General features: G+C 68.5%; 26 protein-coding genes. 24 read left to right on the forward strand and 2 right to left on the reverse strand.

Annotated elements, in window-relative coordinates; all coding sequences use genetic code 11:
- Positions 1-720, reverse strand: a complete 720-nt coding sequence (gene flgF, locus J2S76_RS16800) for a flagellar basal-body rod protein FlgF (protein WP_307062169.1) — start codon at positions 718-720, stop codon at positions 1-3.
- 3 nt (positions 721-723) lie between these two features.
- The gene (locus J2S76_RS16805) at positions 724-1,488 is read right to left on the reverse strand and encodes a DUF1217 domain-containing protein (RefSeq protein WP_307062171.1); all 765 of its coding nucleotides are present in this window, start codon (positions 1,486-1,488) and stop codon (positions 724-726) included.
- A 160-nt stretch (positions 1,489-1,648) separates the two neighbouring features.
- Here J2S76_RS16805 and motA point away from each other — a divergent pair, with 160 nt between their 5' ends.
- The 24 genes from motA to J2S76_RS16925 all read left to right on the forward strand — a co-directional run bounded on the left by motA (position 1,649) and on the right by J2S76_RS16925 (position 23,473).
- Positions 1,649-2,533 (forward strand): flagellar motor stator protein MotA, encoded by an 885-nt coding sequence (gene motA, locus J2S76_RS16810; protein ID WP_307062174.1) that lies wholly within the window; start codon positions 1,649-1,651, stop codon positions 2,531-2,533.
- Positions 2,534-2,537: 4 nt separating this feature from the next.
- Entirely contained in the window at positions 2,538-3,482 is a 945-nt protein-coding gene (locus J2S76_RS16815) for a flagellar motor switch protein FliM (RefSeq protein ID WP_307062176.1), read from the forward strand.
- Positions 3,463-3,780: a hypothetical protein gene (locus J2S76_RS16820; RefSeq protein ID WP_307062178.1), complete on the forward strand. Its 318-nt coding sequence runs from the start codon at positions 3,463-3,465 to the stop codon at positions 3,778-3,780. The genes J2S76_RS16815 and J2S76_RS16820 overlap by 20 nt, the downstream gene beginning before the upstream one ends.
- Complete coding sequence (fliN, locus tag J2S76_RS16825; RefSeq protein ID WP_018387918.1) at positions 3,777-4,109, forward strand: flagellar motor switch protein FliN; 333 nt, start codon at positions 3,777-3,779, stop codon at positions 4,107-4,109. Before J2S76_RS16820 ends, fliN begins: the two co-directional genes overlap by 4 nt.
- 15 nt (positions 4,110-4,124) lie before the next feature.
- Positions 4,125-5,147, forward strand: a complete 1,023-nt coding sequence (locus J2S76_RS16830; protein ID WP_307062181.1) for a flagellar motor switch protein FliG — start codon at positions 4,125-4,127, stop codon at positions 5,145-5,147.
- Positions 5,148-5,170: 23 nt separating this feature from the next.
- Entirely contained in the window at positions 5,171-6,247 is a 1,077-nt protein-coding gene (locus J2S76_RS16835; RefSeq protein ID WP_307062182.1) for an EscU/YscU/HrcU family type III secretion system export apparatus switch protein, read from the forward strand.
- Positions 6,234-6,692, forward strand: coding sequence for a BspJ family T4SS effector nucleomodulin (locus J2S76_RS16840; RefSeq protein ID WP_307062184.1), 459 nt, complete (start codon positions 6,234-6,236; stop codon positions 6,690-6,692). The genes J2S76_RS16835 and J2S76_RS16840 overlap by 14 nt, the downstream gene beginning before the upstream one ends.
- A gap of 62 nt (positions 6,693-6,754) precedes the next feature.
- A complete protein-coding gene (gene flgB, locus J2S76_RS16845) occupies positions 6,755-7,138 on the forward strand; it encodes a flagellar basal body rod protein FlgB (protein ID WP_307062186.1) in 384 nt (127 codons plus the stop codon).
- Positions 7,138-7,557 (forward strand): flagellar basal body rod protein FlgC, encoded by a 420-nt coding sequence (flgC, locus tag J2S76_RS16850; RefSeq protein WP_307062188.1) that lies wholly within the window; start codon positions 7,138-7,140, stop codon positions 7,555-7,557. The genes flgB and flgC overlap by 1 nt, the downstream gene beginning before the upstream one ends.
- Positions 7,557-7,874, forward strand: a complete 318-nt coding sequence (gene fliE, locus J2S76_RS16855; RefSeq protein WP_307062190.1) for a flagellar hook-basal body complex protein FliE — start codon at positions 7,557-7,559, stop codon at positions 7,872-7,874. Before flgC ends, fliE begins: the two co-directional genes overlap by 1 nt.
- A 114-nt stretch (positions 7,875-7,988) precedes the next feature.
- On the forward strand, positions 7,989-8,777 hold the full coding sequence (gene flgG / locus J2S76_RS16860) for a flagellar basal-body rod protein FlgG (RefSeq protein WP_307062192.1): 789 nt from the start codon (positions 7,989-7,991) through the stop codon (positions 8,775-8,777).
- A 14-nt stretch (positions 8,778-8,791) separates the two neighbouring features.
- Positions 8,792-9,364, forward strand: a complete 573-nt coding sequence (gene flgA, locus J2S76_RS16865) for a flagellar basal body P-ring formation chaperone FlgA (RefSeq protein WP_307062193.1) — start codon at positions 8,792-8,794, stop codon at positions 9,362-9,364.
- Positions 9,365-9,372: 8 nt separating this feature from the next.
- A complete protein-coding gene (locus J2S76_RS16870; RefSeq protein WP_370874772.1) occupies positions 9,373-10,533 on the forward strand; it encodes a flagellar basal body P-ring protein FlgI in 1,161 nt (386 codons plus the stop codon).
- A gap of 41 nt (positions 10,534-10,574) precedes the next feature.
- Positions 10,575-11,318, forward strand: a complete 744-nt coding sequence (locus J2S76_RS16875; protein ID WP_307062195.1) for a MotE family protein — start codon at positions 10,575-10,577, stop codon at positions 11,316-11,318.
- Positions 11,319-11,329: 11 nt separating this feature from the next.
- On the forward strand, positions 11,330-12,052 hold the full coding sequence (flgH, locus tag J2S76_RS16880; RefSeq protein WP_307062365.1) for a flagellar basal body L-ring protein FlgH: 723 nt from the start codon (positions 11,330-11,332) through the stop codon (positions 12,050-12,052).
- A gap of 9 nt (positions 12,053-12,061) precedes the next feature.
- Positions 12,062-12,574, forward strand: coding sequence for a flagellar basal body-associated FliL family protein (locus J2S76_RS16885; RefSeq protein WP_307062196.1), 513 nt, complete (start codon positions 12,062-12,064; stop codon positions 12,572-12,574).
- Entirely contained in the window at positions 12,571-13,347 is a 777-nt protein-coding gene (gene fliP / locus J2S76_RS16890) for a flagellar type III secretion system pore protein FliP (protein ID WP_307062199.1), read from the forward strand. The genes J2S76_RS16885 and fliP overlap by 4 nt, the downstream gene beginning before the upstream one ends.
- A 280-nt stretch (positions 13,348-13,627) precedes the next feature.
- Positions 13,628-14,881 carry a flagellin N-terminal helical domain-containing protein gene (locus J2S76_RS16895; RefSeq protein ID WP_307062201.1) on the forward strand — a complete coding sequence of 418 codons (1,254 nt, stop codon included), beginning with the start codon at positions 13,628-13,630 and terminating at the stop codon, positions 14,879-14,881.
- 233 nt (positions 14,882-15,114) lie between these two features.
- Entirely contained in the window at positions 15,115-16,761 is a 1,647-nt protein-coding gene (gene fliF / locus J2S76_RS16900; protein WP_307062203.1) for a flagellar basal-body MS-ring/collar protein FliF, read from the forward strand.
- The gene (locus tag J2S76_RS16905) at positions 16,761-17,441 is read left to right on the forward strand and encodes a hypothetical protein (protein ID WP_307062205.1); all 681 of its coding nucleotides are present in this window, start codon (positions 16,761-16,763) and stop codon (positions 17,439-17,441) included. Before fliF ends, J2S76_RS16905 begins: the two co-directional genes overlap by 1 nt.
- A 6-nt stretch (positions 17,442-17,447) precedes the next feature.
- Positions 17,448-18,761 (forward strand): MotB family protein, encoded by a 1,314-nt coding sequence (locus J2S76_RS16910; RefSeq protein WP_307062207.1) that lies wholly within the window; start codon positions 17,448-17,450, stop codon positions 18,759-18,761.
- Positions 18,758-21,067 carry a MotC family chemotaxis protein gene (locus tag J2S76_RS16915; protein WP_307062209.1) on the forward strand — a complete coding sequence of 770 codons (2,310 nt, stop codon included), beginning with the start codon at positions 18,758-18,760 and terminating at the stop codon, positions 21,065-21,067. Before J2S76_RS16910 ends, J2S76_RS16915 begins: the two co-directional genes overlap by 4 nt.
- Positions 21,064-22,911 carry a flagellar hook-length control protein FliK gene (fliK, locus tag J2S76_RS16920; RefSeq protein WP_307062211.1) on the forward strand — a complete coding sequence of 616 codons (1,848 nt, stop codon included), beginning with the start codon at positions 21,064-21,066 and terminating at the stop codon, positions 22,909-22,911. The genes J2S76_RS16915 and fliK overlap by 4 nt, the downstream gene beginning before the upstream one ends.
- Positions 22,865-23,473: a lytic transglycosylase domain-containing protein gene (locus tag J2S76_RS16925; RefSeq protein WP_307062213.1), complete on the forward strand. Its 609-nt coding sequence runs from the start codon at positions 22,865-22,867 to the stop codon at positions 23,471-23,473. Before fliK ends, J2S76_RS16925 begins: the two co-directional genes overlap by 47 nt.
- The last annotated feature ends 63 nt before the right edge of the window (positions 23,474-23,536 follow it).

Below are 23,536 nucleotides of genomic sequence, written 5' to 3' on the forward strand. Positions count from 1 at the left end.
TCAGGACGGCCCCAGCGTGCGGATGGTCTCGGACGTCTGGTCCTCGCTCTGCTGCACCGCCTGGGCGGCCATCTCGAAGGTGCGCTGGACGGCGATGAGCCGTGTCATCTCCATGATCGGATCGACATTGGATCCCTCGATATAGCCCTGGCGGACGCCCAGGCTGGAGAAGTCCTGCACCGGCTGGGCGGGCCGGTCGGGAATCACCGTCCCGTGGCCGTTGCGCTCAAGCTTCGCCCCCGCTGGCAGGGTGAACAGGCCGAGCGTGCCCGCCTGGTTGGCGCCCTGCGTGATGGTGCCGTCGGCGCCGATGCGGATCTCGCCGGCGGAGGGATCGAGCAGCAGCTGCGTGCCGCCGGCGTCGAGCACCGGGAGGTTGTCGACGGTGAGCAGTTCGCCCGCCGGACCCATGTGCAGGCGCCCGTCGCGGGTATAGGCCCGCCCGTTCGGGGTCTGCACCGCGAACCAGCTGTCGCCCTGCGGGGCGACATCAAGCGGATTGCCGGTAAAGATCGCCGGCCCGGCATTGAGCGAGGTGTAGCTTTCGCCCTCGGACACGAAGGCGACCTCTTTGTCGCCCGCCGTCGACAGCAGCCGCTCGAACTTGATCTCCTCGGCGCGATAGCCCGGCGTGTTCATGTTGGCGATGTTGTTGGCGATGGTCACCATGCGCCGTTCCGTCGCCATCTGCGCCGACAGCGAGACGTAGAGATTCGGCATGGGTCAGCCTCCATATCTGAGGTTCAGCAGCGCCATGCCCATGCCGGAACCCACGCCGTTGTTGTTGAACAGGGCCAGCACCGGCGCGTTGAGCCCCTGATCGGCGTCCCAGCGCGCGGTGAAGCGCCGGACCAGCCGGTCGAGCTTGGTGGGGTCCTGCAGGTCGGCGAGATCGAGCCGCTGGGTGACGGCTGCCGCCTGCTTCTCGATGGCGGCGGCGGCCATGGCGGTGGGGAAGCCGTAGACGGTCTTCAGCACCTTCCACAGCGCGGGGTCGGCAAGCAGCCCATAGGCCGATTTCACCTTCGGCGCCTCGCGCTCGAAGTATAGAGCAAGGCGCACGCCCTCATTCTCCGCCCCGGCATCGACCTCCAGCGTCTGGCGCACATAGGCGTCGGCGACATCCTGGCGGGCCGCCGCGCGCGTCGTGGTCAGGGGGCCGTAGCTGTCGAAGTCGAACGCCTTGGCGAAGGCGACGAAGCGCTCGTCATTCAGGCGGTTGGCGAAGGATTTCTTGTCGGTGATGCCTTCGGTCAGCACCTTGCGCATGTAGCCCTTGGCATAGGCCATGTCGCCGAGCCCGAAGGCGTTCATCGCATAGGTGAAGGCGCGGGTGTTCTTGAGGAAGGCGTCGACGGTCTTGATCTTCGGAATGGTGGCGAGGAAATGCTTGGTCTCCAGGGCCACCGAGGGCTCGGCGGCCTTGAGCGCCAGCGTGCGTGTCATGTTGCGCGTGAGCGACTTGTAGGTCGCGAAGGTCGTGTCCATGGCGATCCCTGGCTGCGGTCCTGCCCCCAAGGTGAACCGGCAAGCTTGCGCCGGGCTTCCCGCGCACACCGGGCAAGGGCAGCGAGCGGCGGTCGGCGGCGGCCAGCCTCGCGCAATCTTCCCCGCCTAGACCGGAGCTCCACAACGGAGGAGAATCGCTTTGGGCATTCTGATCGGCATTGTCCTGGGGTTCGCCTCGATCGCCGGTGGCTTCGTGGCCATGGGCGGCCATCTCGCCGTGATCTGGCAGCCCTTCGAATATGTCATCATTTTCGGCATCGCGTTTGCCACCTTCCTCATCGCAAACCCGATGTCGACCATCAAGGATACCGGCAAGGCGATGGGGCAGGCCTTCTCGGGCAAGGCACCCAAGCGCAAGGATTTCCTCAGTCTGCTGGGCCTGCTCTATGCGCTGATGCGCGAGCTGCGCACCCGGCCGCGCAACGAGGTCGAGGGTCACATCGATGACCCCGCCAATTCCGCGCTGTTCCAGCACTTCCCGAACATTCTGAAGGACAAGGAGCTGACGCAGTTCATCTGCGACTATGCCCGCCTGATCGTCATCGGCAATGCCCGCTCGCACGAGATCGAGGGGCTGATGGAACAGGAAATCTCCACCATCAAGAAATACAAGACCAAGCCGGCCGGGGCGCTCAGCACGGTGGCCGAGGGCATGCCCGCCATCGGCATCTGCGCGGCGGTGCTCGGCATCGTCAAGGCGATGGGCGCCATCGACCAGTCGCCGGAAATCCTCGGCCACTACATCGCCTCGGCGCTCGTTGGCACCCTCATCGGCATTTACACCTCCTACGCGATCCTCGGGCCGATGGCGCACAGCATCAAGATCATGCGCGAGAAGCAGGTCCAGCCCTTCATCATCGTGAAGCAGTCGCTCATCGCCTACATGAACGGGGCGCTGCCGCAGATCGCGCTCGAGCATGGGCGCAAGACCATTTCCTCCTCCGAGCGCCCGACCATCGACGAGGTCGAGGCGGAAGCCATTTCCAACGTGCCGACGCTCACGGCCGTGCCACAGGCAGCCTGACCCGATGAACATGCGCGCCGCCCCCCCGACCGGTCCGTCGACCGATATTCGCGACCTGCTGCTCGATGCCGCCGGGCTCTCGCTCGACAAGCTGCCGATGCTGCACGTCATCTTCGATCGGATGGCGACGTTGTGTGCGGAAAGCCTGCGCCAGCTGGCCTCCTCGCAGGCCTATTACTCGCTGAGCCAGGTGGAGAGCGGGCGTATCGGCGACGTGCTCGACAGCTATGAGGGCATGGCGATCGTCGGCGTGTTCCATTCCCCGGAATGGGACAGCCACGTCATCGTCGGCTTCGACCGCGATTTCGTGTTCAGCATGGTCGAGGTGCTGTTCGGCGCCGACGGTTCCGAGCCGCCGGTGGAGGAGGAGCGCTCCTTCTCCAATATCGAGCTGCGCATCGCCATCGCCCTGTTCGAGCAGGTGGCCAAGGCGCTGCAGGGCAGCTTCGCGCTGGTGAGCCAGGTCAGTTTCAAGTTCCAGCGCCAGGAAACCCGCATGGATTTCGCGGTGGTCGGCCGGCGCAACAACCTTGCCATTTGCGCCAAGTTCCTGCTGCAGGCGCTCAACCGCGGCGGGGAGATGTTCGTGCTCATCCCGCAGGGGGCGCTGACGCCGCTGCGCCAGCAGCTCGCCAGCACCACGGCGGGCGAATCATCCCCGCGCGACCCGGTCTGGACCAAGCACATTCGCGGCGAGGTGCAGCGCACCGAGGTGCGGCTGCGCGCGGTGCTGGAGGAGCGCGAGATCACGCTCGGCGACGCCGCCCAGCTGGAGGTGGGGCAGATCATGCCGCTGCAGGCGACGCCGCGCAGCCGCGTCAAGCTGGAGAGCGTCGAGCAGCCGCTGTTCTGGTGCAGCCTCGGGCAAGCTGAAGGGTCTTATGTGCTGCGTATCGAAGAGGCGGTCGACCTCGATCAGGAGTTCATAGATGACATTCTCCCCCGCTGAGGCGGTGCTGTTCGTGGCGCTGGTGGTGACCAGCGGCTGCGTCGTCCTGATGTATCGCAAGCTCAACGAGCTCTCGACCGTCGGGCGCCACTACCGGCTGGCGCTGCATGACAGCGCCGCCGCGCTCGACCAGGCGCGCGAGGCCGTCGCCCTGCTGAACAATGACAGCCGCGAACTGATCGCCGAGCTCTGCGTCCGGATCGGCGAGGCCGAGGCGCTGGTCGTCCGGCTCGACCGTGCCCGCACGGATGCCGCGCCCGCCACCACCCCCCACCCGACCCAGGAGCTGCACGGATGAGCCACGAAACCTTCGCCCCGGAAGCGCTCGCCCCCAGCGGCGCGGTTGAGGAGAGCTTCGGCGGTCGCGGCCTGGAATCACTGCTGCGCGTGCCGGTCACGCTGCAGGTGGTGCTCGGCTCGGCGAATCTGCCGGTGGCCCAGCTGATGAAGCTCGGCCGCGGCGCCATCGTGCCGCTTGACCGCCGGGTCGGCGAGCCGGTCGACATCGTCGTCAATGGCCGCATCATCGCGCGCGGCGAGGTGGTGGTGGTCGACGAGGACAATTCCCGCTTCGGCGTGTCGCTGACCGAGATCGTCGGCACGTCCGGCGCCGACCTGTCGCGCTGACGCGGTTGAGGGCGCATGACCGCCGTTACCGCCAGGGTCGCCCGCCCGCTGCAGGGTTCCGATCGCGTCGCCGCGCTGCTCATGGCCATGGGCCGGCCGGTGGCGGCGCGGCTGATGAAGCATTTCAAGCCGGATGAGATCAAGGCGATCACCCGCGCCATAGCGGAGATGCGCCCGGCCTCGACCGCGCAGGTCGAACTGGCCATCGAGGAGTTCGCCACCCAGTTCGTGGCCGGGGCCAATGTGGTGGGCTCGCCGGGCGATGTGGAGCGCATGCTGGACGGGGTTCTGCCCCCCGACCAGATCGCCGCCCTCATGACCGATATCCTCGGCTCGACTAATCACAGCATCTGGGATCGTATTTCCGGGGTCTCCGAAGGCACGATCGCCGCCTATGTGATCAAGGAACATCCGCAGATCGCGGCGCTGATCCTGTCCAAGGTCAAGCCGTCCTGCGCCGCCAAGGTGCTGGGCCATCTGCCCGAGGCGATGCGCAACGCCGTGATGCGCCGCATGCTCGGCTTCAAGCCGATCGTCGACGAGACGATGCGGATCATCGAGAACACGATCCATGAGGACTTCATGGTGAACCTCGCCCGCAATGCGGGCGCCGACACCCATGCGCGCATCGCCGACATCATCAACAAGATGGAGCGCGACGACATGGAGAACGTGCTCTCCAGCCTGGCCAGCACCCGGCCGAAATCGGCGGAAATCCTCAAGGGCCTGCTGTTCACCTTTGACGACATCATCTCCCTGCCGCCCCGCGCCCGCACGGCGCTGTTCGACCAGGTGCCGAACGACCGCACGGTGATGGCGCTGAAGGGTACCGACGCGCAGTTCCGCGAAGTCATCCTGCAATCGCTCGGCTCGCGCGTGCGGCGCATGGTCGAGCAGGAGCTGACAAGCAGCGAGCCTGCTTCGCACCGCGACGTGCACGAGGCCCGCCGCGCCATCACCGACATGGCGCTGGAAATGGCCGGACGCGGCGAGATCGAGCTCAATGCCGGCGGTGAGGACGAAGCCTATGTGCGCTAGCTCCCGCCGCCATGGGGCTCGCCATGTCCGGGGATGACGACAAGGAGAGCAAAACCGAGGAAGCCAGCGAGAAGAAGATTTCCGACGCCGTCGAGAAGGGCAAGGTGCCGTTCTCGCGCGAGGCGCCGCTCTTCGCCTCGCTGCTCGGCATTCTCGTCAGCCTGTCCTTCTTCGCCGGCCCGCAGGTCAAGCTCCTCGCCGAGGGGCTGGCACGGCTGATCGATGATCCCGGCGGTTTCCGCATTGCCGGCAGCGAGGATGCGCTGAACCTGTTCTGGCTGGCTTTCGGCCTTGCCGCGCGCTTTCTGCTGCCGATCGCCCTCGTTCTCGCCGCGTTCGGGCTGGTGGCCTCGCTGGCGCAGAACATGCCGCGGCTGGTGGGCGAGCGCATCCGCCCGCAATGGTCGCGCGTCTCCCCCGCGGCCGGCTGGACCCGCATCTTCGGCCGGCACGGCCAGGTCGAATTCCTGAAATCGCTGTTCAAGTTCGGCGCGGTCACCGTGATCTGCGTCATGCTGCTGCTTTCGGCCAAGGACAGCATCATGGGCGCGATGTCGAGCGACCCGGCGCTGGTGCCTTCCATGATCCTCGGCCTTGCGGTGCGCCTGGTGTCGGCCGTCTGCGTGGCGACCATCGCGCTGGTGTGCATCGACCTCGTCTGGTCGCGCATGAGCTGGCGCGCCGAGCTGCGCATGACCAAGCAGGAGGTGAAGGAGGAGTTCAAGCAGGCCGAAGGCGATCCCATCGTCAAGGCGCGGATGCGCTCGCTGGCCAAGGAGCGCGCCCGCCACCGGATGATGAACGCGGTGCCGCGCGCCTCGCTGGTCATCGCCAACCCCACCCACTACGCCATCGCCTTGCACTATGACCGGGTGAAGGGCGGCGCCCCGCTGGTGCTGGCCAAGGGTGTCGACCTGATCGCCCTGAAGATACGCTCCATTGCCGAGAGTTCCGGCGTGCCTGTCGTGGAAGACCGCGCGCTGGCGCGGGCGCTCTATGAGGCGGTGGAGGTCGACCAGTGGATTCCGGCGGAGTTCTACCGCCCGGTGGCCAAGATCCTCTTCTTCATCTACTCGCGAGGCCAAAATGCCCGGAAATGAAGGGCCCTGCTGCCTCGACATCTCCAGCCTGCCGGAACTGGCGCTTCTCACCTATGAGAAGCGGCTGGCCGAGGCGCTGCGCGGCTTCCTCACCGAGCTGTGCCTGACCAATGCCGGGGTGGTGATGGCCTATATCAACAGCGGGCAGGACAGCAATATCGACGACCTCATCGCCTCCTCGGCCGAGCTTTTCCTCAAGCCCGGCCAGATTTGCTATGCCCGCCAGGCGGTGATCGAGAGCGACTGGGGCGCGCCCCCGCATGTGTCCATCGCTCTCAGCCTCCGCCAGCCTTCCATGACGGCGGCCTTCCATGTGGTGTTCGACGAGAGTTCGGTCGGCGTGCATATCGACGCCATCGAGTTCTCCAAGCCACTGGGCACCGAGAGCGAGAATCTCCGCCGCTTCGAGGCCGCGCTCGCCGCCGCCCGTGTCGCCGGGCACTGAACGCTCCAGCCTCGTGCAAGGTTCTGCTCCTAAGGTCCGCCCATCGGAATGCGGAGACCCCCGTGGACAAGATTTTCCTGTTCGATCTCGCCTCCCGCCACGCCGACTGGGCGTCGGTTCGGCAGGCGACGATCGCCGCGAACATCGCCAATGCCAACACGCCGGCCTATCGGGCGGCGGATGTCGAACCCTTCGCCAAGGTGCTGGACCAAACCCATCTCACGCCCATGCGGACGTCGGCGGGTCATCTCGCCATCGGGGCGTCAGAGGCGGCGAGCGCCAAGGTGAGGGATGCCGACAGCTGGGAAGTCTCCGAGTCCGGCAACACGGTGAGTCTTGACCAGGAAATGGTGAAGGCCGCCGAGACAAGCGGGGCCTTTACCTTGAACACCAGCGTCGTGCGCGCCTTTCACCGCATGGTGCTTTCCAGTGTGAGGAACGCCTGATGATCGATCAGCTGAAAGCAATCTCCTCCATCGCCAGCTCGGGCATGCAGGCCCAATCCACCCGCATGCGGGTGGTGTCGGAAAACATCGCCAATGCCCGCTCGACCGGCGCCACCCCGGGTGCCGAGCCCTATCGGCGCAAGACGGTGCATCTGGCCGGCCCGGAAGGGCCGGGCGCGGGCCCCGGCGTCAATGTTCGCGCCATCGGGCTCGACCAGACGACGCCTTTCACCATCGAGCACGACCCGGGCAACCCGGCGGCCGACACCGAAGGCAATGTCAAGCTGCCGAATGTGAACGTGCTGGTCGAGATGGCCGATCTGCGCGAGGCCGGCCGCTCCTATTCCGCCAATCTCCAGATGATGAAGCAGGCACGCTCGATGATTTCCATGACCATCGATCTGTTGAGGGCGGGCTGATGCTGGACGCGCTCAACTCGCTCTCCGCCCTGCGCGGGCCCGGCGCCACGGCTTCGACCGGGGCCTCCGCCGCCGCTTCGGCGGCGCGCCCGGCGGCGGGCGTCGGCTTCGCCGACATGCTGGCCGACATTTCCGGTCAGGCGGTCACCTCGCTGAAGGGGGCGGAAGCCGCCTCCATCACCGGCCTGCAGGGCAAGGCCTCCGTGCAGCATGTGGTGCAGTCCATCATGGCGGCGGAGGCCACGCTGCAGACGGCGCTGGCGGTGCGCGACAAGGTCGTCGCCGCCTATCAGGAAATCTCGCGCATGGCGATCTAGGCCACGTCTAGTGAAGGCCGGTTCACCGGACGCGCCCCTGGGTTTTTGTTTTGACGCATTTTCTTCACGCGAACGGGTCTCCGCCTCGCTGGAAGGTGCCGAAGGGAATTCGACATGAAAGCACTGGCCATCGCCGCCACCGGCATGAGCGCGCAACAGACCAATGTCGAGGTGATCGCGAACAATATCGCGAACATCAACACGACCGGCTTCAAGCGCGCCCGGGCGGAATTCTCTGATCTGCTCTACCAGGCGGAGCGCGCCCAGGGCGTGCCCAATGTCGATGGCGGCCTGCCGGTTCCCGACGGGGCGCTGGTCGGCCTCGGCGTGCGGACGGTGGGGGTGCGCAACCTGCATATCCAGGGCCCGCTCGCCCAGACTGGCAACCCGCTCGACATGGCGATCAACGGGCGCGGCTGGTTCCAGATCACCGGCCCGACCGGCGAGACGCTCTATACGCGGGCCGGCTCGTTCAGCAAGGGGCCCAATGGCGAGCTCGTCACCAATGACGGCTATGTGGTGCAGCCGGCGATCACCTTTCCCGCCGATACCACCGAGATCGTCATCAACGAGACCGGCAATGTCTACGCCAAGACCCCGGGCCAGCCGGATCCGCAATTGCTCGGCCAGCTCGGCCTCGCCAATTTCGCCAATGATGGCGGCCTGGAGCCGATCGGCAACAATCTCTACCGCGAGACCGCCGCCTCGGGCCAGCCGGTCACCGGCGTGGCGGGCGATGCCGGCTTCGGCAAGATCCACCAGGGCTATCTCGAAGGGTCCAATGTGGATCCGGTCAAGGAGATCACCGAGCTCATCTCGGCGCAGCGCGCCTATGAGATGAACTCCAAGGTGATCCAGGCGGCCGACGAGATGGCGGCGACGGTTGCCAAGGGCATCCGCTAGAAAGGACACCTTCCATGCTTCGGCTGCTGTCGGGGGCTGCGCTCGCCCTCGCCCTTTCGTGCGCGCCGCTGCTGGCGCAGGCGCCTGCCGCGGCGCGCCAGCGGCCGATCGCCGACACCGTGTCGGGCGTCGCCGCCCCTGCCGCGCCGGCGCCAGTTCCGGCCGCGCCGCCGCCTGTCGTGGTCGCCGCGCCGGCGCAGATCAGCCTGCCGGTGGCCGTGACCAATATCGCACCGGGGGAGACGATCACCGCCAGCATGCTGGACGAACGTTCCTTCCCGGCCGCGGTGGCCAGCCAGCACCCGGTGGCGGTCAATCAGGGCCAGCTGATCGGCAAGGTGGCGCGCCGCCTGCTGGCGGCCGGCAACACCATCCCGGTCGCCGCCGTCGCCGAGGCGCAGCTCGTCACCCGCGGCGTCGCCACCGAACTGCGCTTCGAGCACGAAGGGCTCAGCATCCGCGCGCTCGGCGTGCCGCTGGAATCGGGCGTGCTCGGCGCCATGGTGAAGCTGAAGAACGCCGATAGCGGCAAGATCGTCGCCGGCGTGGTGCAGGCCGACGGCTCGGTGAAGGTGAGCGCGCCATGAAGGGCTGGATGGCACGGCGCGGTCTTCTCGGGCGCAGGCTCGCGAGGCGTGGCCTCGGCGCGCTCCTGATGCTGCTGGCACTCGCCCCGAGCGGCGAGGCGGCGAACCGCATCAAGGATATTTCCAGCGTGCAGGGCGTGCGCGACAACCAGCTCATCGGCTATGGCCTCGTCATCGGCCTGCAGGGCACGGGCGACACGCTGCGCAACTCGCCCTTCACCGAGCAGGCCATGCAGTCCATGCTCGACCGGCTGGGCATCAGCACGCGCGGCGTGCCGCTGCGCTCGCGCAATGTCGCGGCGGTGGCGGTCACGGCCAATCTGCCGTCCTTCGCCGGGGTCGGCGGGCGCATCGATGTCAACGTCGCCTCGCTGGGCGATGCCACCTCGCTCAAGGGCGGCACGCTGCTCATCACCCCGCTCAACAGCGCTGATGGCCAGACCTATGCCGTCGCGCAGGGCCAGCTCGCCGTTACCGGCTACACCGCCGCTGGTGAGGCCGAGAGCGTGACCCAGGGCGTGCCGACCGCCGCGCGCATTCCCAATGGCGCGCTGGTGGAGAAGCCGGCGCCGGGCGAACTCGCGGAACTGCCCTATTTCGTGCTCGAACTCAGCAATCCCGATTTCGCCACCGCCGCCCGTATGGCCGACGCGATCAATGCGCGGTTCGGCAATGTCGTAACCGACAATGGCAAGATCGGTGGCCCGGTCCGGCCGACCGCGATGGCGCGCGACCTGCGCTCGGTCGTGGTGCAGCGTCCCCCGCGCATCAGCGCCGCCCGCTTCCTCGCCATGGTGGGCGACCTCTCGGTGGAAACCGACGCCCCCGCCCGCGTGGTCGTCGACCAGCGCTCCGGCACGGTGGTGATCGGGCGCAACGTCAAGATTTCCACCGTCGCCGTCACCCAGGGCAACCTGACCGTGCGCGTGACCGAGACGCCGCAGGTCTCCCAGCCCGCCCCGTTCTCCTATGGCGAGACGGTGGTGGTTCCCAACACCGAGGTGCAGGTGGAGCAGGATGGCGGCTACCTCTCAGTGGTGCGCGGCCCCGATCTCGACACCCTCGTGCAAGGTCTGAACCGTATGGGGATGAGGCCCACGGACATCATCTCCGTCCTTCAGGCGATCAAGACAGCCGGTGCGCTGCAGGCCGAGCTCGTCATCCAGTAATCGGCGCTCCGCAGGCGCCACCGGCCCGGGGGACTTTCCGCATGAGCATGATACTGGTCTTCTCGCATCTGGCGGCCCTCACGGTGGGCTGCCTGCTCGGCCTTCTCTCCGCCGCGCTCTGCTTTGCCGCGCGGGACAGCGAGCCCACCGGGGACGATGACAACGAGGAGCCGGCGCGTCTGCCGCCACCCGTCCGCCATGCGCCGGCGCCGCAGCGCGACTGGAGCGAACGCGCGGTGAAGGCCTCGGTCATCGTGGCCCTCACCCTGGGCACGACGTTTCTCGGCGTGCTCAGCCTTCGGGCCGAGACGGCCCCTGCCGCCGATCCGGCCGCCACACCCCCCATCGCCACGCGCCCCGCCCCCGCCGCGCCGAAAGGCGACAATGCCGACCAGTATTGCCAGGCCATGGTCGATGCGGTGCGGGACGCGCGCTTCGCCCGGCAGCAAGCGGCGCTCGCCGCGCTGGAGAAGGAAATCGAGGAGCGGATCGCCAAGCTGGAGGCCAAGCGCGCCGAATATGAGCAGTGGCTGACGCGGCGCGAGGATTTCCTCAACAAGGCTGATGGCGCGGTCATCGCGGTGATTTCGCAGATGCGGCCCGACGCGGCCGCCGCGCAGCTGACCATCATGGGTGACGATCCCGCCGCCGCCATCCTCGCCAAGCTCAATGCGCGCGTCGCCAGCGCGATCCTCAACGAAATGGAGCCGGCCCGCGCCGCCCGGCTCACCGGGGTGATGGTGGGCATCGCCAAGCGCACGGCGCCGGGTGGAAAATCATCGTGACACGCTCCCGCATGCCGTTCTCCCTGCCGCTCGTCCTGCCGCTCCTCGCGCTCGCGCTGGGCGGCTGCCAGAAGACCTATGACAGCCTGGCCTTCGGGCCGAGCCTGACGCCGGTCGGCTCCGGCATCACCCAGCGGACGGATCCGATTCCGATGGCGTTTCCCCCGCCGCCGACGCGCAGCTTCGCCTCGACCTGGGACCAGGGAACCCAGAGCCTTTACCGCAGCATCCGCGCCAGCAAGGTCGGCGACGTGGTGACGGTCACCATCGCCATGAACGACAAGGCGCAGTTCGACAACCAGACGGACCGCTCGCGCAAATCGGCGCAGCAGGCCGGGCTCGATGTCGCCGTCGCGGCCGAGGGCTTCGGCTGGAGCGGCGCGGCCGGCTCGGCCATGGGCGATCTCACCATGAATTCCGACACCGCCGCCAAGGGCAAGGGCTCGATTGACCGTTCCGAGAAGCTTCAGCTCCAGGTCGCCGCCGTCGTCACCGAGGTGATGCCCAATGGCAATCTGATGATCAGCGGCTCGCAGGAAATCCTCGTCAATTACGAGGTCCGCGTGCTCAACGTCGCCGGCATGGTCAACCCGCTCGATATTTCGGGCCGTAACCTCATTTCCTACGACAAGATCGCCGAGGCCCGCATCTCCTATGGCGGACGCGGTCGACTCATGGATGTGCAGCAGCCCGCCTGGGGCCAGCGCATCTATGACGTCGTGGCTCCGTTCTGAGGCGCGACCATGGCCTCGAAAGCACTACCCGCCGACAAGGGCGGCAAGGGCGACGACAAGAAGGGCGGCGGTCTGATCCTGCCGCTCGCCATCCTCACCCTGCTTGCTGCCGGCACCGGCGGGGGGCTCGGCATCCAGCTCGCCTCCAGCGTCGAGAAGGCGGTGAGCGAGAAGGCGAAGGAAAAGCCGCCCGAGCCCGATGCCCCGCCGCTGCGCTATTCCAGCCCCGACACGGTGATGGAGCCGCTGAAGCCGATCGTCGCCAATCTCGCCGCGCCCTCGAAGACCTTCATCCGCATCGAGGCCTCGATCATCTTCAAGAACGGCGCGCTGGCCGACCCGAAGATCGCCGCCGCACAGATTCGAGACGACATCATGGGCTTTCTGCGTACCCTCTCGCTCAGCCAGCTGGAAGGGCCGAGCGGCCTGCTGCACCTGCGCGAGGACCTCGACGAGCGCGCCCGGCTGCGCACCGAGGGCCATATTGACGAACTCATCATCGAGACGCTGGTGGTGCAATGAGCATGCGCTCCCGCCTTCCCGTCGCGGCCGGCCTTGCCGCCGCGGCCTCCCTGGTCGCCGGCCTGTTCGCCGCGCCAGCCTTCGCGCAGTCGGTGCCGGGCCTGAGCGAGCTGCTCCAGCAGTCCGGCGGCGCGGCGGCGAGTGGGCGCATCGTGCAGATGATCGCCCTGCTCACCGTGCTCTCGGTGGCGCCGGGCCTGCTCATCACCGTCACCAGTTTCACCCGCTTCGTCATCGCGCTGTCCTTCCTGCGCTCGGGGCTCGGCCTGCAATCGACGCCGGCCAATATGGTGCTGATCTCGCTGTCGCTGTTCATGACCTTCTATGTCATGGGCCCCACCTTTGACCGCGCCTGGCAGCAGGGCATCCAGCCGCTGACCGAGAACAAGATCTCCGAGGAGGAGGCACTGGCCCGCGTCGCCGCGCCGTTCCACGATTTCATGATGTCGCAGGTGCGCCCGAAGGACCTGCAGACCTTCGCCGACCTCGCCGCCGCCAATGGCCAGGCCCCGGCGGAGGAGGGGGAGAAGGTGGCGCTGCGCATCCTCATCCCGGCCTTCATGATCTCCGAGCTGCGGCGCGGCTTCGAGATCGGCTTCCTGATCGTGCTGCCGTTCCTGATCATCGATATGATCGTAGCGACGCTCGTCATGTCGATGGGCATGATGATGATGCCGCCCGTGGTCATCGCCCTGCCATTCAAGATCCTCTTCTTTATTCTGATCGACGGCTGGAATCTCCTGGTCGGCGGGCTGGTGCGCTCCTTCTACTGACGGCATTATTTCGGGCAGGAAACGGGCGGTGCGCGCAAGCGGGCCGCCCTTTTTCATGTCGGGGAGGCGCGTCAGCGCCGGCCGCAAAGGTGCAAGCCTCGCGCAAGCCAGCGATGCGAGAGTGTGTGCATGGCAGATTGATTGCCGGTCCCGGTCGGGCCGGCACACGGATCGAACGCCCTAGGGCGCGATCATCAAAGGCATGATGCCGCCTCTGCCATGCCGGTGAAAGCCCGGTATGTCCCGTGAAAAAACTCACACCAACTCAAGGGACATTACGATGACCAGCCTGATGACCAACACGTCTTCCATGGTCGCCCTGCAGACCCTGCGGAGCATCAACTCGAACCTCGACCAGACCAATAACCGCGTCTCCACCGGCCTGCGTGTCAACTCGGCGTCGGACAACGCGGCTTACTGGTCGATCGCCACGACGACCCGCTCCGACAACGGTGCGCTCGGCGCGGTGAAGGACTCCCTCGGCCTCGCCAAGTCTTCCGTCGATACCGTCAATACCGGTCTCGATACGGTTCGCACGGCGCTGCAGAAGGTGAAAGAAAAGCTGATCACGGCCGCGTCCCCCGACGCAGACCGTGCCAAGCTCCAGACCGAAATTGGCAGTCTGCTCGGCGCTCTGAAGAACAATGCCGAGAGCACGGTCATTTCCGGCAGCAACTGGCTGTCGGTCGACTCGAGCGGTGCCAATTACAACGCCACGAAGGCGGTTGTCGCTTCGTTCTCCCGCACCGGCGATTCGGTGCAGGTCGACACGATCGACATCGACACCAGCAAGTTCAAGCTGTTGGACTCAAACGCCACGGTTCACACTGCGGTTGACGCAGCGGTGACCACCTCGTCGGCGACCTATGCCACCGCGAAGACCACGGCGGAAACGGCCTACACCACCGCCAGCACCACGGCGACAACTGCCTACGACACGGCGATCGGCACTGCCGATACCACGTTCGCCGGCAGCGCCATGGATGCCGCGGCCGTTGCAGCCCGTGACACCGCCTACGCCACGGCCACCAACACCCGCAACGCCGCCGTCGCCACGGCGGACACGGCGAAGACGACGGCTCTCGACGGCGCGGTTCTCGCGCTGAAGAACTCGCTGGGCGCCTCCGGTACCAACACCCTCGGTATCCTGGACAAGTCCCGCGTGGCCGCCACCGACAACGGCACGGCAACCGTCAGCTCGATCATGGACATCGACATCTCGTCCCTGACCTCGAGCCAGACCGACCTCGACAAGATCGCGAACTACACCTCGATCGTCGATTCCGCCCTGACCGACCTGACCGATGCGTCGACGAGCCTCGGCTCGACAGCCAGCCGCATCGAATCGCAGACCAACTTCGTCCAGGCGTTGCAGGACGCCAACAACCGCGCGATCGGCGCGCTCGTCGATGCGAACATGGAAGAGGAGTCGACCAAGCTGAAGGCGCTGCAGACCCAGCAGCAGCTCGCCGTTCAGTCGCTTGGTATCGCCAATTCCAGCTCGCAGAGCGTGCTCAGCCTGTTCCGCGGCTGATACGTCCGGGCTCCCGCCCGGTTTCCCCTACCCCGCCGCCGTGTTCCACGGCGCGCCTTGGCCACGCTTCCTCCCCCGGAAGCGTGGCCTTCTTTTTTTCCGCACCCGCCCGCGCAACGCTCAGGCAAGCTCGCCGACGCACTCTCCCTCCGGCGGAACGGTCCTGTCCTTTCAGGCCGGCCCCGCGCGGCCCGCGTCAAGGGCGCGCCGGATTCTAGGGAGCGGGATGCCAGATGTTCGCAAGCCAGCAGCTCGACATGCTTCTTGGCAATCTGCGGCAGCTCGGCGCCCGCCGCCTGTTCGCGCTGGCGATGATCGGGCTGGCGGTGCTGGCGGCCATCGGCCTCGGCGCCTACTATCTCAGCCGCCCGGCCAGCGAAACGCTCTACGCCAATCTCAGCCGCGAGGATGTGACCCGCATCGGCGGGGCGCTGAAGGATGCCGGCATCTCCTTCGACGTGAATTCCGACGGCACGGCGGTGCTGGTCGCGCCCGCCGATACGGCGCGGGCACGCATGCAGCTGGCCGAGAAGGGCCTGCCGCAAAGTTCAAGCTCCGGCTATGAACTGTTCAACGACGTGAATTCCCTCGGCCTTACCTCCTTCATGCAGGAGGTGACGAAGGTGCGCGCGCTCGAAGGCGAGCTCGCCCGCACCATCCAGACCATGAAGGGCGTGAAGGCGGCGCGGGTGCACATCGTGCTGCCCGACCGCGGCTCGTTCCGCAAGGACCAGCAGAGCGCCTCGGCCTCGGTGGTGATCCGTACCGAGAATGCCGAGGATGGCTCCTCGGCCGAGGCGATCCGCCATCTCGTCGCCGCCGCCCTGCCGGGCATGAAGCTCGACGCCGTCACCGTGCTCAACACGGAAGGCGCCATCCTCGCCTCCGGCGACGACCCCGCCAACGCCTCCTCCGGCAAGAAGTCGATGCTGCAGGAGCAGATGAACCGGGAGACCGAGGCGAAGATTCGCCGGGCGCTGACCCCCTATCTCGGCATCGACAATTTCCAGATCAGCGTGACCTCGCGCCTCGATATCGACCGCGTCACCACCAATGAGACGACCTATGACCCCGGCTCCAAGACCGAGCGCTCCGTGCGCGTGGTCAAGGAAACCGGCACCTCGCAAAACCGCTCGAAGCAGGGGGCTGCCGGCGTTCAGCAGAACATTCCCGCGCAGGACAGCGGCGGCGATGCAGGCAGTAATTCCAATGAGGAGAACAGCCGCCGCGAGGAGCTGACCAATTTCGAGATTTCCTCGCGCAGCACCGAGACGGTGCGCGAGGGCTTTACCGTGCAGAACCTGTCTATCGCCATCCTGGTCAACCGGGCACGCCTGGCGCCGGTGGGGCAGGCGCCCGAGGCGGCGGTTCCGCTCGAGACGCAGATCTACGAGATCGAGCAGCTGGCGGCCGCTGCCTCCGGCTTCGACAAGGCGCGCGGCGACCGGCTGAAGGTTTCCGCCGTCGGTTTCGCCGACGGCAATGGCGAGCTCGATCCCGTGGCCGCGCTGCCCTGGTCGGAGGTGCTGATGCGCCAGGCCGGCACGCTGGTGAACGCCGCTACCATTCTCATCGTCGCCGTGCTGCTGATATGGTTCGGGCTGCGCCCTGCCGTCCGGGCGATCGTCGCCCGGCCCGACGACGCGGAACTGATCGAGACCAGCATGCTGTCCGGCCCCGGTGGCATCGCCGGCGAGCTGACGGGCCCCGATGGCAGCACCATTGCGCCGGGTCTGAACGAGCCGGTCAGCCTGATCGAGGACCTCACCAGCAAGATGAACCGCTCACCGCAGAAGCGGCTGGAGCAGATCATCGACTTCGATGAGGAACAGGCCGCCGCCATCCTGCGGCAGTGGCTGCAGCAGGAGGCGCGCGTCTGATGCGGGCGCTGATCAGTCATCTCCCGGATTTTTCCAGCGCCGCCGCCAACCGGACGCCGTCGTGGCCGGTGCTGCGCCCGGGGGAGGCCGGCCACGCCGTGCTGGCCTCGGCCACGCACGAGCCCGCGACCAAGGCGGGCGCATCGGTTGCCGTGCCCGCGCCCAATCCCGCTCCCGACCTCAAGGCGCTGCTGCTGGAGGCCGAGGAAGCCGGCCGTCTGGCCGGGGAGGCGGCAGCGCGGGCACGCTTCGACCAGCAGCGGACCGAGGACGCGGCCCTGGCGCAGGAGCAGCTGGCGCAGGCGCGCCAGAGCTGGGTGGAGGCCGAGGGCGAGCCATTGGCGCGCACGGTCGCGGAAGGATTCGAGCAATTGGGGGAGGAGCTTTCCTCCCGCCTCGGCCGGGTGATCGGGCCGTTCCTGTCCGCCGCCCTGCGCGAGCGCGTGCTCGCCGACATGGCAGCGGCGATCACCCGCGCGCTTGCGGACGGCACGGCGCCGCTGCTGCGTGTCACCGGCCCCGCCGATCTCATCGAGAGCCTGCAGGCGCGGCTCGATCCGCGCGCCCCGCTGTGCTTCGAGGCCGGCGAGGGTGCCGAGATCGTCGTCACTGCCGGCGCCACCACCTTTGAAACGCAGCTCCGCGCCTGGGCCGGGCGTCTCGACCTGGCGCGGGAGTAAGCGACGATGGCCGGGCCCGAACACCAAGAACTCATCATCATCAAGCGCTACGAGGAGGAAGAGCACGAGCACCATTCCAGCGCCTGGAAGGTCGCGCATGCCGACTTCATGACCGCGATGATGGCGTTCTTCCTCATCATGTGGCTGATCAACGTCACCGACAAGGATGTACGCAAGGCGATCGCCAACTACTTCAACCCGGTCAACCTCGCCGACAGCATGACCGAGCGGAAGGGGCTGAACGACCCCGAGGACATCAAGGACGCCGGCACCTCGGCCGATGGCGACCAGATGTCGACGCTCAAGGACACGGTGGGCGAGAATACCGGACCGGGTGAGGATGTGCAGCAGGGGCCGCGCGAGGCGGCGCTGTTCCAGGACCCCTATGCGGTGCTGGCCGAGATCATCGCCGATGCCCCGCCCGGCACGCCGACCTCGCCCGATACGCCGCTCGGCGTGAGCAGCGAGCCCGGCACCGGCAGCGGTGATGCCAATCGTGACCCGTTCGACCCGGTCTATTGGCAGATGACCTCCACCCGCAAGGCGCAGGCCACCGCCCCCGGCACCGCCGGCATCGGCGCCCCGCAGGGCAAGCGCCCCGATGCCGGCGCCGTGCGCGACACGCCGAACCCGGCGGTGGAGGACGCCACCGGCGATCCCACCGGCGCGCCGGCGTCGGACGCCGCCGCCCTCACCCCCGAGGGCGGGGCCGCCGCCACGATCTCGCCGACCCCGCCTTTGAAGAACGAGAGCGCCAAGGCGGGGGCCAAGGAAGTGGCGAATGCGGCGGCCAAGGCGGGCGACAAAGCCGGCGACAAGGGGGGCGCGACGCCGCCCACCGGCGCCGCAACCGCGGCGGCGGCGGAACAGCTCGAACAGCAGATCAAGGCCGATCTTGCCGCCGCCATGGGCACCGCCACCGGCCCGCAGCTCGACGTGCGCAAGACCCCGGACGGCACGGTGATCAGCCTGACCGACGACATCGACTTCTCGATGTTCCCGATCGGTTCGGCCGTGCCGGACGCGCGCATCGTTGCCGCCATGGCCCGGATCGCCCAGACGCTGAAGGACCGGCCGGGCGATGTGGTGATCCGTGGCTACACCGATGGGCGGCCGTTCCGCTCGCCGAACTATGACAATTGGCAGCTCTCCGCCGCCCGCGCCAACATCACCCACTACATGCTGGTGCGCGGCGGGCTGGATGAGCGCCGCATTCGCCAGATCGTCGGCTTTGCCGACCGCAACCTGAAGAACAAGGTGGATCCGAACGCGCCGGAGAACCGGCGGATTGAGATCGTCCTGCAGGAGCCCGCGCGATGACGCCAAACCGTTTGCCGGCTTATGTCCTTGGCGCGCTGCTTCTGACCCCGCTTGCCGCGGCCGCGCAGGACCCGTGGAGCGACATGCGCACGCTCGACGCCGCCATCCTCGCGCAGTCCCAAGCCGAGGCCGGGCTGGAATCAGAACCCGAGGCCCCGGCGGTGGCTCCCGTCGCCGCCCCTGCCGCCGCCGTCTTGGCCGCGCCGAGGTCGGCATCGGTGCCCAAGCCGCTGATCAAGCCGGTGTCGCAGCCGGTGTCGCAGCCGGTGTCGCAGCCGGTGCCCCAGCCAGTGCCGCGCCCAATGCCGAGGCCGGCCGTTGCCGCCGCCAATCCCGCGACCGCTGCGACGCCGAAACCCGCCGCGACGCTGGCGTCCACGCGCGCGGCGGCGCCAGCCCTGGTGCTTCCCGCTTCCGTGCCTCTGCCGCCTGTACGGCCGGCGCTGCTGCCGGCGGCCGCGCCGCTGGTGGTGACCGCGACCACCCCGTCCCCGTCGCCCGCGCTGGCGCCGGCCGAGCCGGCCCCCGAGCCCGTGCCCGAGATTATCGCCCTGCCGCCGCCCGCTCCCGCGCCGGAGGCCGCGCCTGTCCTTGCCCGGGAAACCTTCGCCCAGACCTCGGTCGTGCGAACCTCGGTCGCCCAGGACACTTTCGCATCGGAAACCTTCGCTCCCGAAACCTTCGCTCCGAAGCCTTTCGTGCCGCAGGCGCAAGCCACACAGGTGCAAGCCGCGCAGACCCAAACCACACAGGATCAAGCGATAAAGGCTCAGGCCTTGCAGGCTCTCGCCTCGCGGAGCCTTGCCCCGCACACCGTCGCTCGGGAGACAGTTGCCTCGCAGGCCCAAGACTCGCAGGCCCAAGACTCGCAGGCCCAAGATGCGCAGGCCCAAGATGCGCAGACCGAAGACGCACAGACTCTCGCGCCGCCGTCCCTTGCCCTCTTGGCGCCCCCCGCGCCGTCCGTTCTTGCGGCTGAGCCGTCGCTGACGGGTTCGGTGGCCGGCGCCCTCAGCCTGCTCAGCGTTCCGGCTGAGACGCTATTCCCGCCGGCGCAAGCGTCCGAAGTGGCATCGCCGGGCGGGGCGCATGAGGACGCGACGCCGCCCGCCGCCGGGGACGCGCCGAAGGCGGGTGAGGAGGCGTCGCAGCAGGCGCCCGCCCTGCCGCCCGCCCCACCGCTCTATCGCGAGGTGCGCGAGCTCCAGCGCCTGCAGGACAGCATGGCGGTGGGCGTGCCCGGTGCTTTGCCGGCGCAGAATGCGCTCATCGCGCATATCGACCAGCTGTTCCGCGCGGCCGATGCCAGTGCCTGGAACGACCCGCAAAATGCCCGCGCGCTCGTCATCTTCGCCCTCAGCGGTGGTGGCCCGGGCGTGCTGCGCGCCGTGCTGGGCAAATCCGCGACGCCCAATGTCGACGAGCGGCTGCTGCGCGGCAGCCTCGCCTATCTCGAAGGCCGCGAGCCCGAGGCACTGAAGCAGCTGGGCGAGGTCGACATGCGCAGCCTTCCCGACAGCCTCGCCGGCCAGGTCGCCCTGGCGCAGGCCGCGCTGTGGGTGCGTCGCGACCCCGCCCGCGCCGCAGTGCTGCTGGGGCGCGCCCGCCTGACCGCGCCAGGCACGCTGGTGGAGGAGGCGGCGCTGCGGCGCGCGATTTTCATCGCCGCGCAGGCCGATGATCTCGGCACGTTCGAGCGGCTGACCGCGACCTATCTCGCCCGCTTCCGGCACTCGGTCTATGCCGGCAATTTCCGCCAGCGCTTCGCCGCCGCTCTGACGCGGATGAGCTTCATCGACAAGCCGGACGAGTTCTACCGGATCAATGATCTTCTCGCCCCGCTCGAACCCGCGAGCCGGCGCGAGATCGCCCTCATGGTCGCGCAGGGGGCCGTGGGCCAGGGCAAGAAGATTGCGGCGGAGCGCGCGGCGGATCTGGTGCTGAAGGGCGCGGTGTTCGGCAGCCTGGAAGCCGACCGCGCCACTCTCTACCGCTCCGCCGCTACGGTGGCTTCGCCCGAGCGCTTCGCTGAATCGCAGGCCGAGCTGGCCAGCCTCGCCAGCGAGCGGTTCGCCCCCGACGATGCCCGGCTGCTGGGCGCCGCGCAGGCGGTGGCGTCGTCGATCTTGCACGCCGTTGATATCCCGGCGCCGGAGCCGGCAGGCGGGGCGGCGCCCGCCGCCGATCCCGCTGCCACCGACAGCCCAGCCGAGGTGGCGGATACCGGCCCGCCGCCGGCGACCCTCGCCAAGGCCCAGGCGGCCCTCGCCACCGCCGACCAGATGCTGGGAGACGCGCCGCTATGAACCCAGTGATTTTCCCTTCCACCCGCTTGCCGGCGGGCGCTGGTGACGAGCCGCACGGCCGGGCCGAGCGTGGGGGCACACAGGATGCCTTCGCCAGCCTCCTCGCCGAACTGGATGTGCGGACCGCGCCTGCGGAGGCTACCCCGATGGCGGGCGCGCGTGGCGAAAGCGCTCCGGCGCGGCCTCAGGGGCTGACCGGGCGGATGGCCTCCACGGCCACGATGGATCAGAGGGTAGAGACGGCGGCCGCGTTGGTGGACGGTGCCGCACCGCCCGAGGCGGCGTCGTCCCCCCAGGGGCCGCTCGCCGCCGCGCCGGAACCGCCGGCCACTGAGAGCGAGCTTGCCGCGCTTCTCGCCCGGCCGACCCCCGGCTTGACGGACAGGGCGAGCCGCCCTCCGCTTGCCGCCCCCCTGCGTGTGCGGCTGGAGGGAACGGTGCCTGCCGATGCTGCCGCCCGAAGCGAGGATGTGACGGCGCTCCCCGAGGCGCTCCCCGAGGTGCTGCCCGAGGTAAGGGGGCGTGCGGCGCCGCCCTCCTTGGCTCGCGCGATCCCGTCCGCTGCGGTTCTGTCGGTCGCCCTGCCGGCCTCGCCGGTGACTGCCGCCGAGGAGGCGCGCGCGCCCGGCCCGTTTTCGCAGGCGCATCGGCCCGCGCCGGCGCCCGCCGCGCCGATTGCCGAAGAGCCCGCGCCCGTCGCGCCGATTGTCGAGGCGGCGGCGCCCTTCATCTGTCTGCTGCCGGCGGCGATGATCGGCGCCCTCGGCCCCGTCTCCGCGCCGGGGCTGGAGGAGGAGGGCGGCTCGGCGCCCTCGACCGAGCCGCTGGCGCTGGTGGCGCCGCAGGGCGAGATGGTACCGGACGAAGCGTCCATGCCGGCGGCCAAGGTTGTGCTGTGCGAGACCCATTTCGCCCCGGTGACGCCGCGCGACCTCCGGTCCGCTGCCGCCCTAGCCCCGGCCGCCCTTCCGCCGGCCGCCCTTTCCCAGGCCGCCATACCTCCGGCCGCCATGCCCCCTGCCGGCGTCTTGCGCGTGAGGGCGCCGGGCGACGGCACCCCACCCTTGTCCAGCGACACGGCCGCCGTCGCCGGCCAGGCCATTGCCGGGGAGCCCGACATTCCACTGATCGCGCCGCGCTCGCCGCTGGCCGCGCCCGCCCGCATGGTCGCCCGCGAGGGGATGACGGCCTTGGACCGGTCGTTCCCCGAAAGCCGGGCCGAGACCCTGTCGCCGCCACGCGACACCGCGCGTGCGGAACGGCGGGAGGCGGCGCGAAGTGAGCGCGAGGCGCCCGCTGTGGCAATTGCAGCCATGGCACCGGCCGTCACCCTCCCGGCAGCCCCGCCCATGCCGGGCGCGGCGCCGTCGCCGGCCGCCGTGCAGCTCGGCGCCGCTATTGCCGACGCGGTGGGTGCCGATGTGCCGTCGGCCCCGGTGCCCGGCGAGGCGGCACAGGCGCGTGGCCCGGTGCGGATTCTGGAGATCCAGCTTCACCCGGTGGAGCTCGGCCTGGTGACGGTGCGGTTGCGCACCGGGCGCAACGGGCTGGAGATTCACGTCCATGCGGCGCGGGCGGAGACGGCGCGCCTGCTGGAGCAGGATCGCTCCAGCCTTCTCGCCACACTCGTCGAGGCCGATGCCGGGCCGCTCGATCTCACCATCAGCCAGACCGGCATGCCGGCCCCTCTCACCGGTGACGATGCCTTCGCGCCGGTGGAGCGGGACCGCCCCGGCGGGGATGAGCCCCGCGACGGGCAGCCCGGCGATTCCGACCCGCGCAGGAAGAGACAACAGAATGAACAAGCGCCCTATCGCGCTGCTGACAGCGGCGCTGCTGATTAGCACCCTTCAGGCCGCCGCTGCCCCGAAGGGCGAGGCGCCGAAAAAGCCGGCGGGAACCGCCATGGATGCCAAACTCGGCGTCTGCGAGGCGGCGATGGCGCGCGCCTCGGCCAAATATGGCGTGCCGCTCGCCATTCTCTATGCCGTCGGCCTGACCGAGACCGGCGGCAATGGCACGCTGCAGCCTTTCGCGATGAATGCGGGGGGCAAAAGCCATGTCGCGACCAGCGCGGCCGACGGCGCGCGCAAGCTCAAGGAATTCAACGCGCGCGGCGTGAGCCTGGTGGATCTCGGCTGCATGCAGATCAACCATCGCTGGCACGGCGAGCAGTTCGCCTCGGTGGCCGACATGTTCGATCCCGAGCGCAACGTCGATTACGCCGCCCGCTTCCTTGCGGAGCTGCGGCAGCGCCATGGCAACTGGACGATGGCGGCGGCCCGCTACAATGCCGGGCCGGATAATGATCCGGCGCAGAAGCGTTATGTCTGCGCCGTCATCCGCAACCTGGTGCGGTCCGGCTTTGGCAGCTGGACCGCCCAGTCGCGGGCATTCTGCGGCTGATCTCAGGCTCTATCTTCCGCCCGCAGCGAAATTCCGGATCGAACCTTAGGGCGTGCATCGGAG

The sequence above is a fragment of the Ancylobacter vacuolatus genome, assembly GCF_030813595.1.
Taxonomy (GTDB): domain Bacteria; phylum Pseudomonadota; class Alphaproteobacteria; order Rhizobiales; family Xanthobacteraceae; genus Ancylobacter; species Ancylobacter vacuolatus.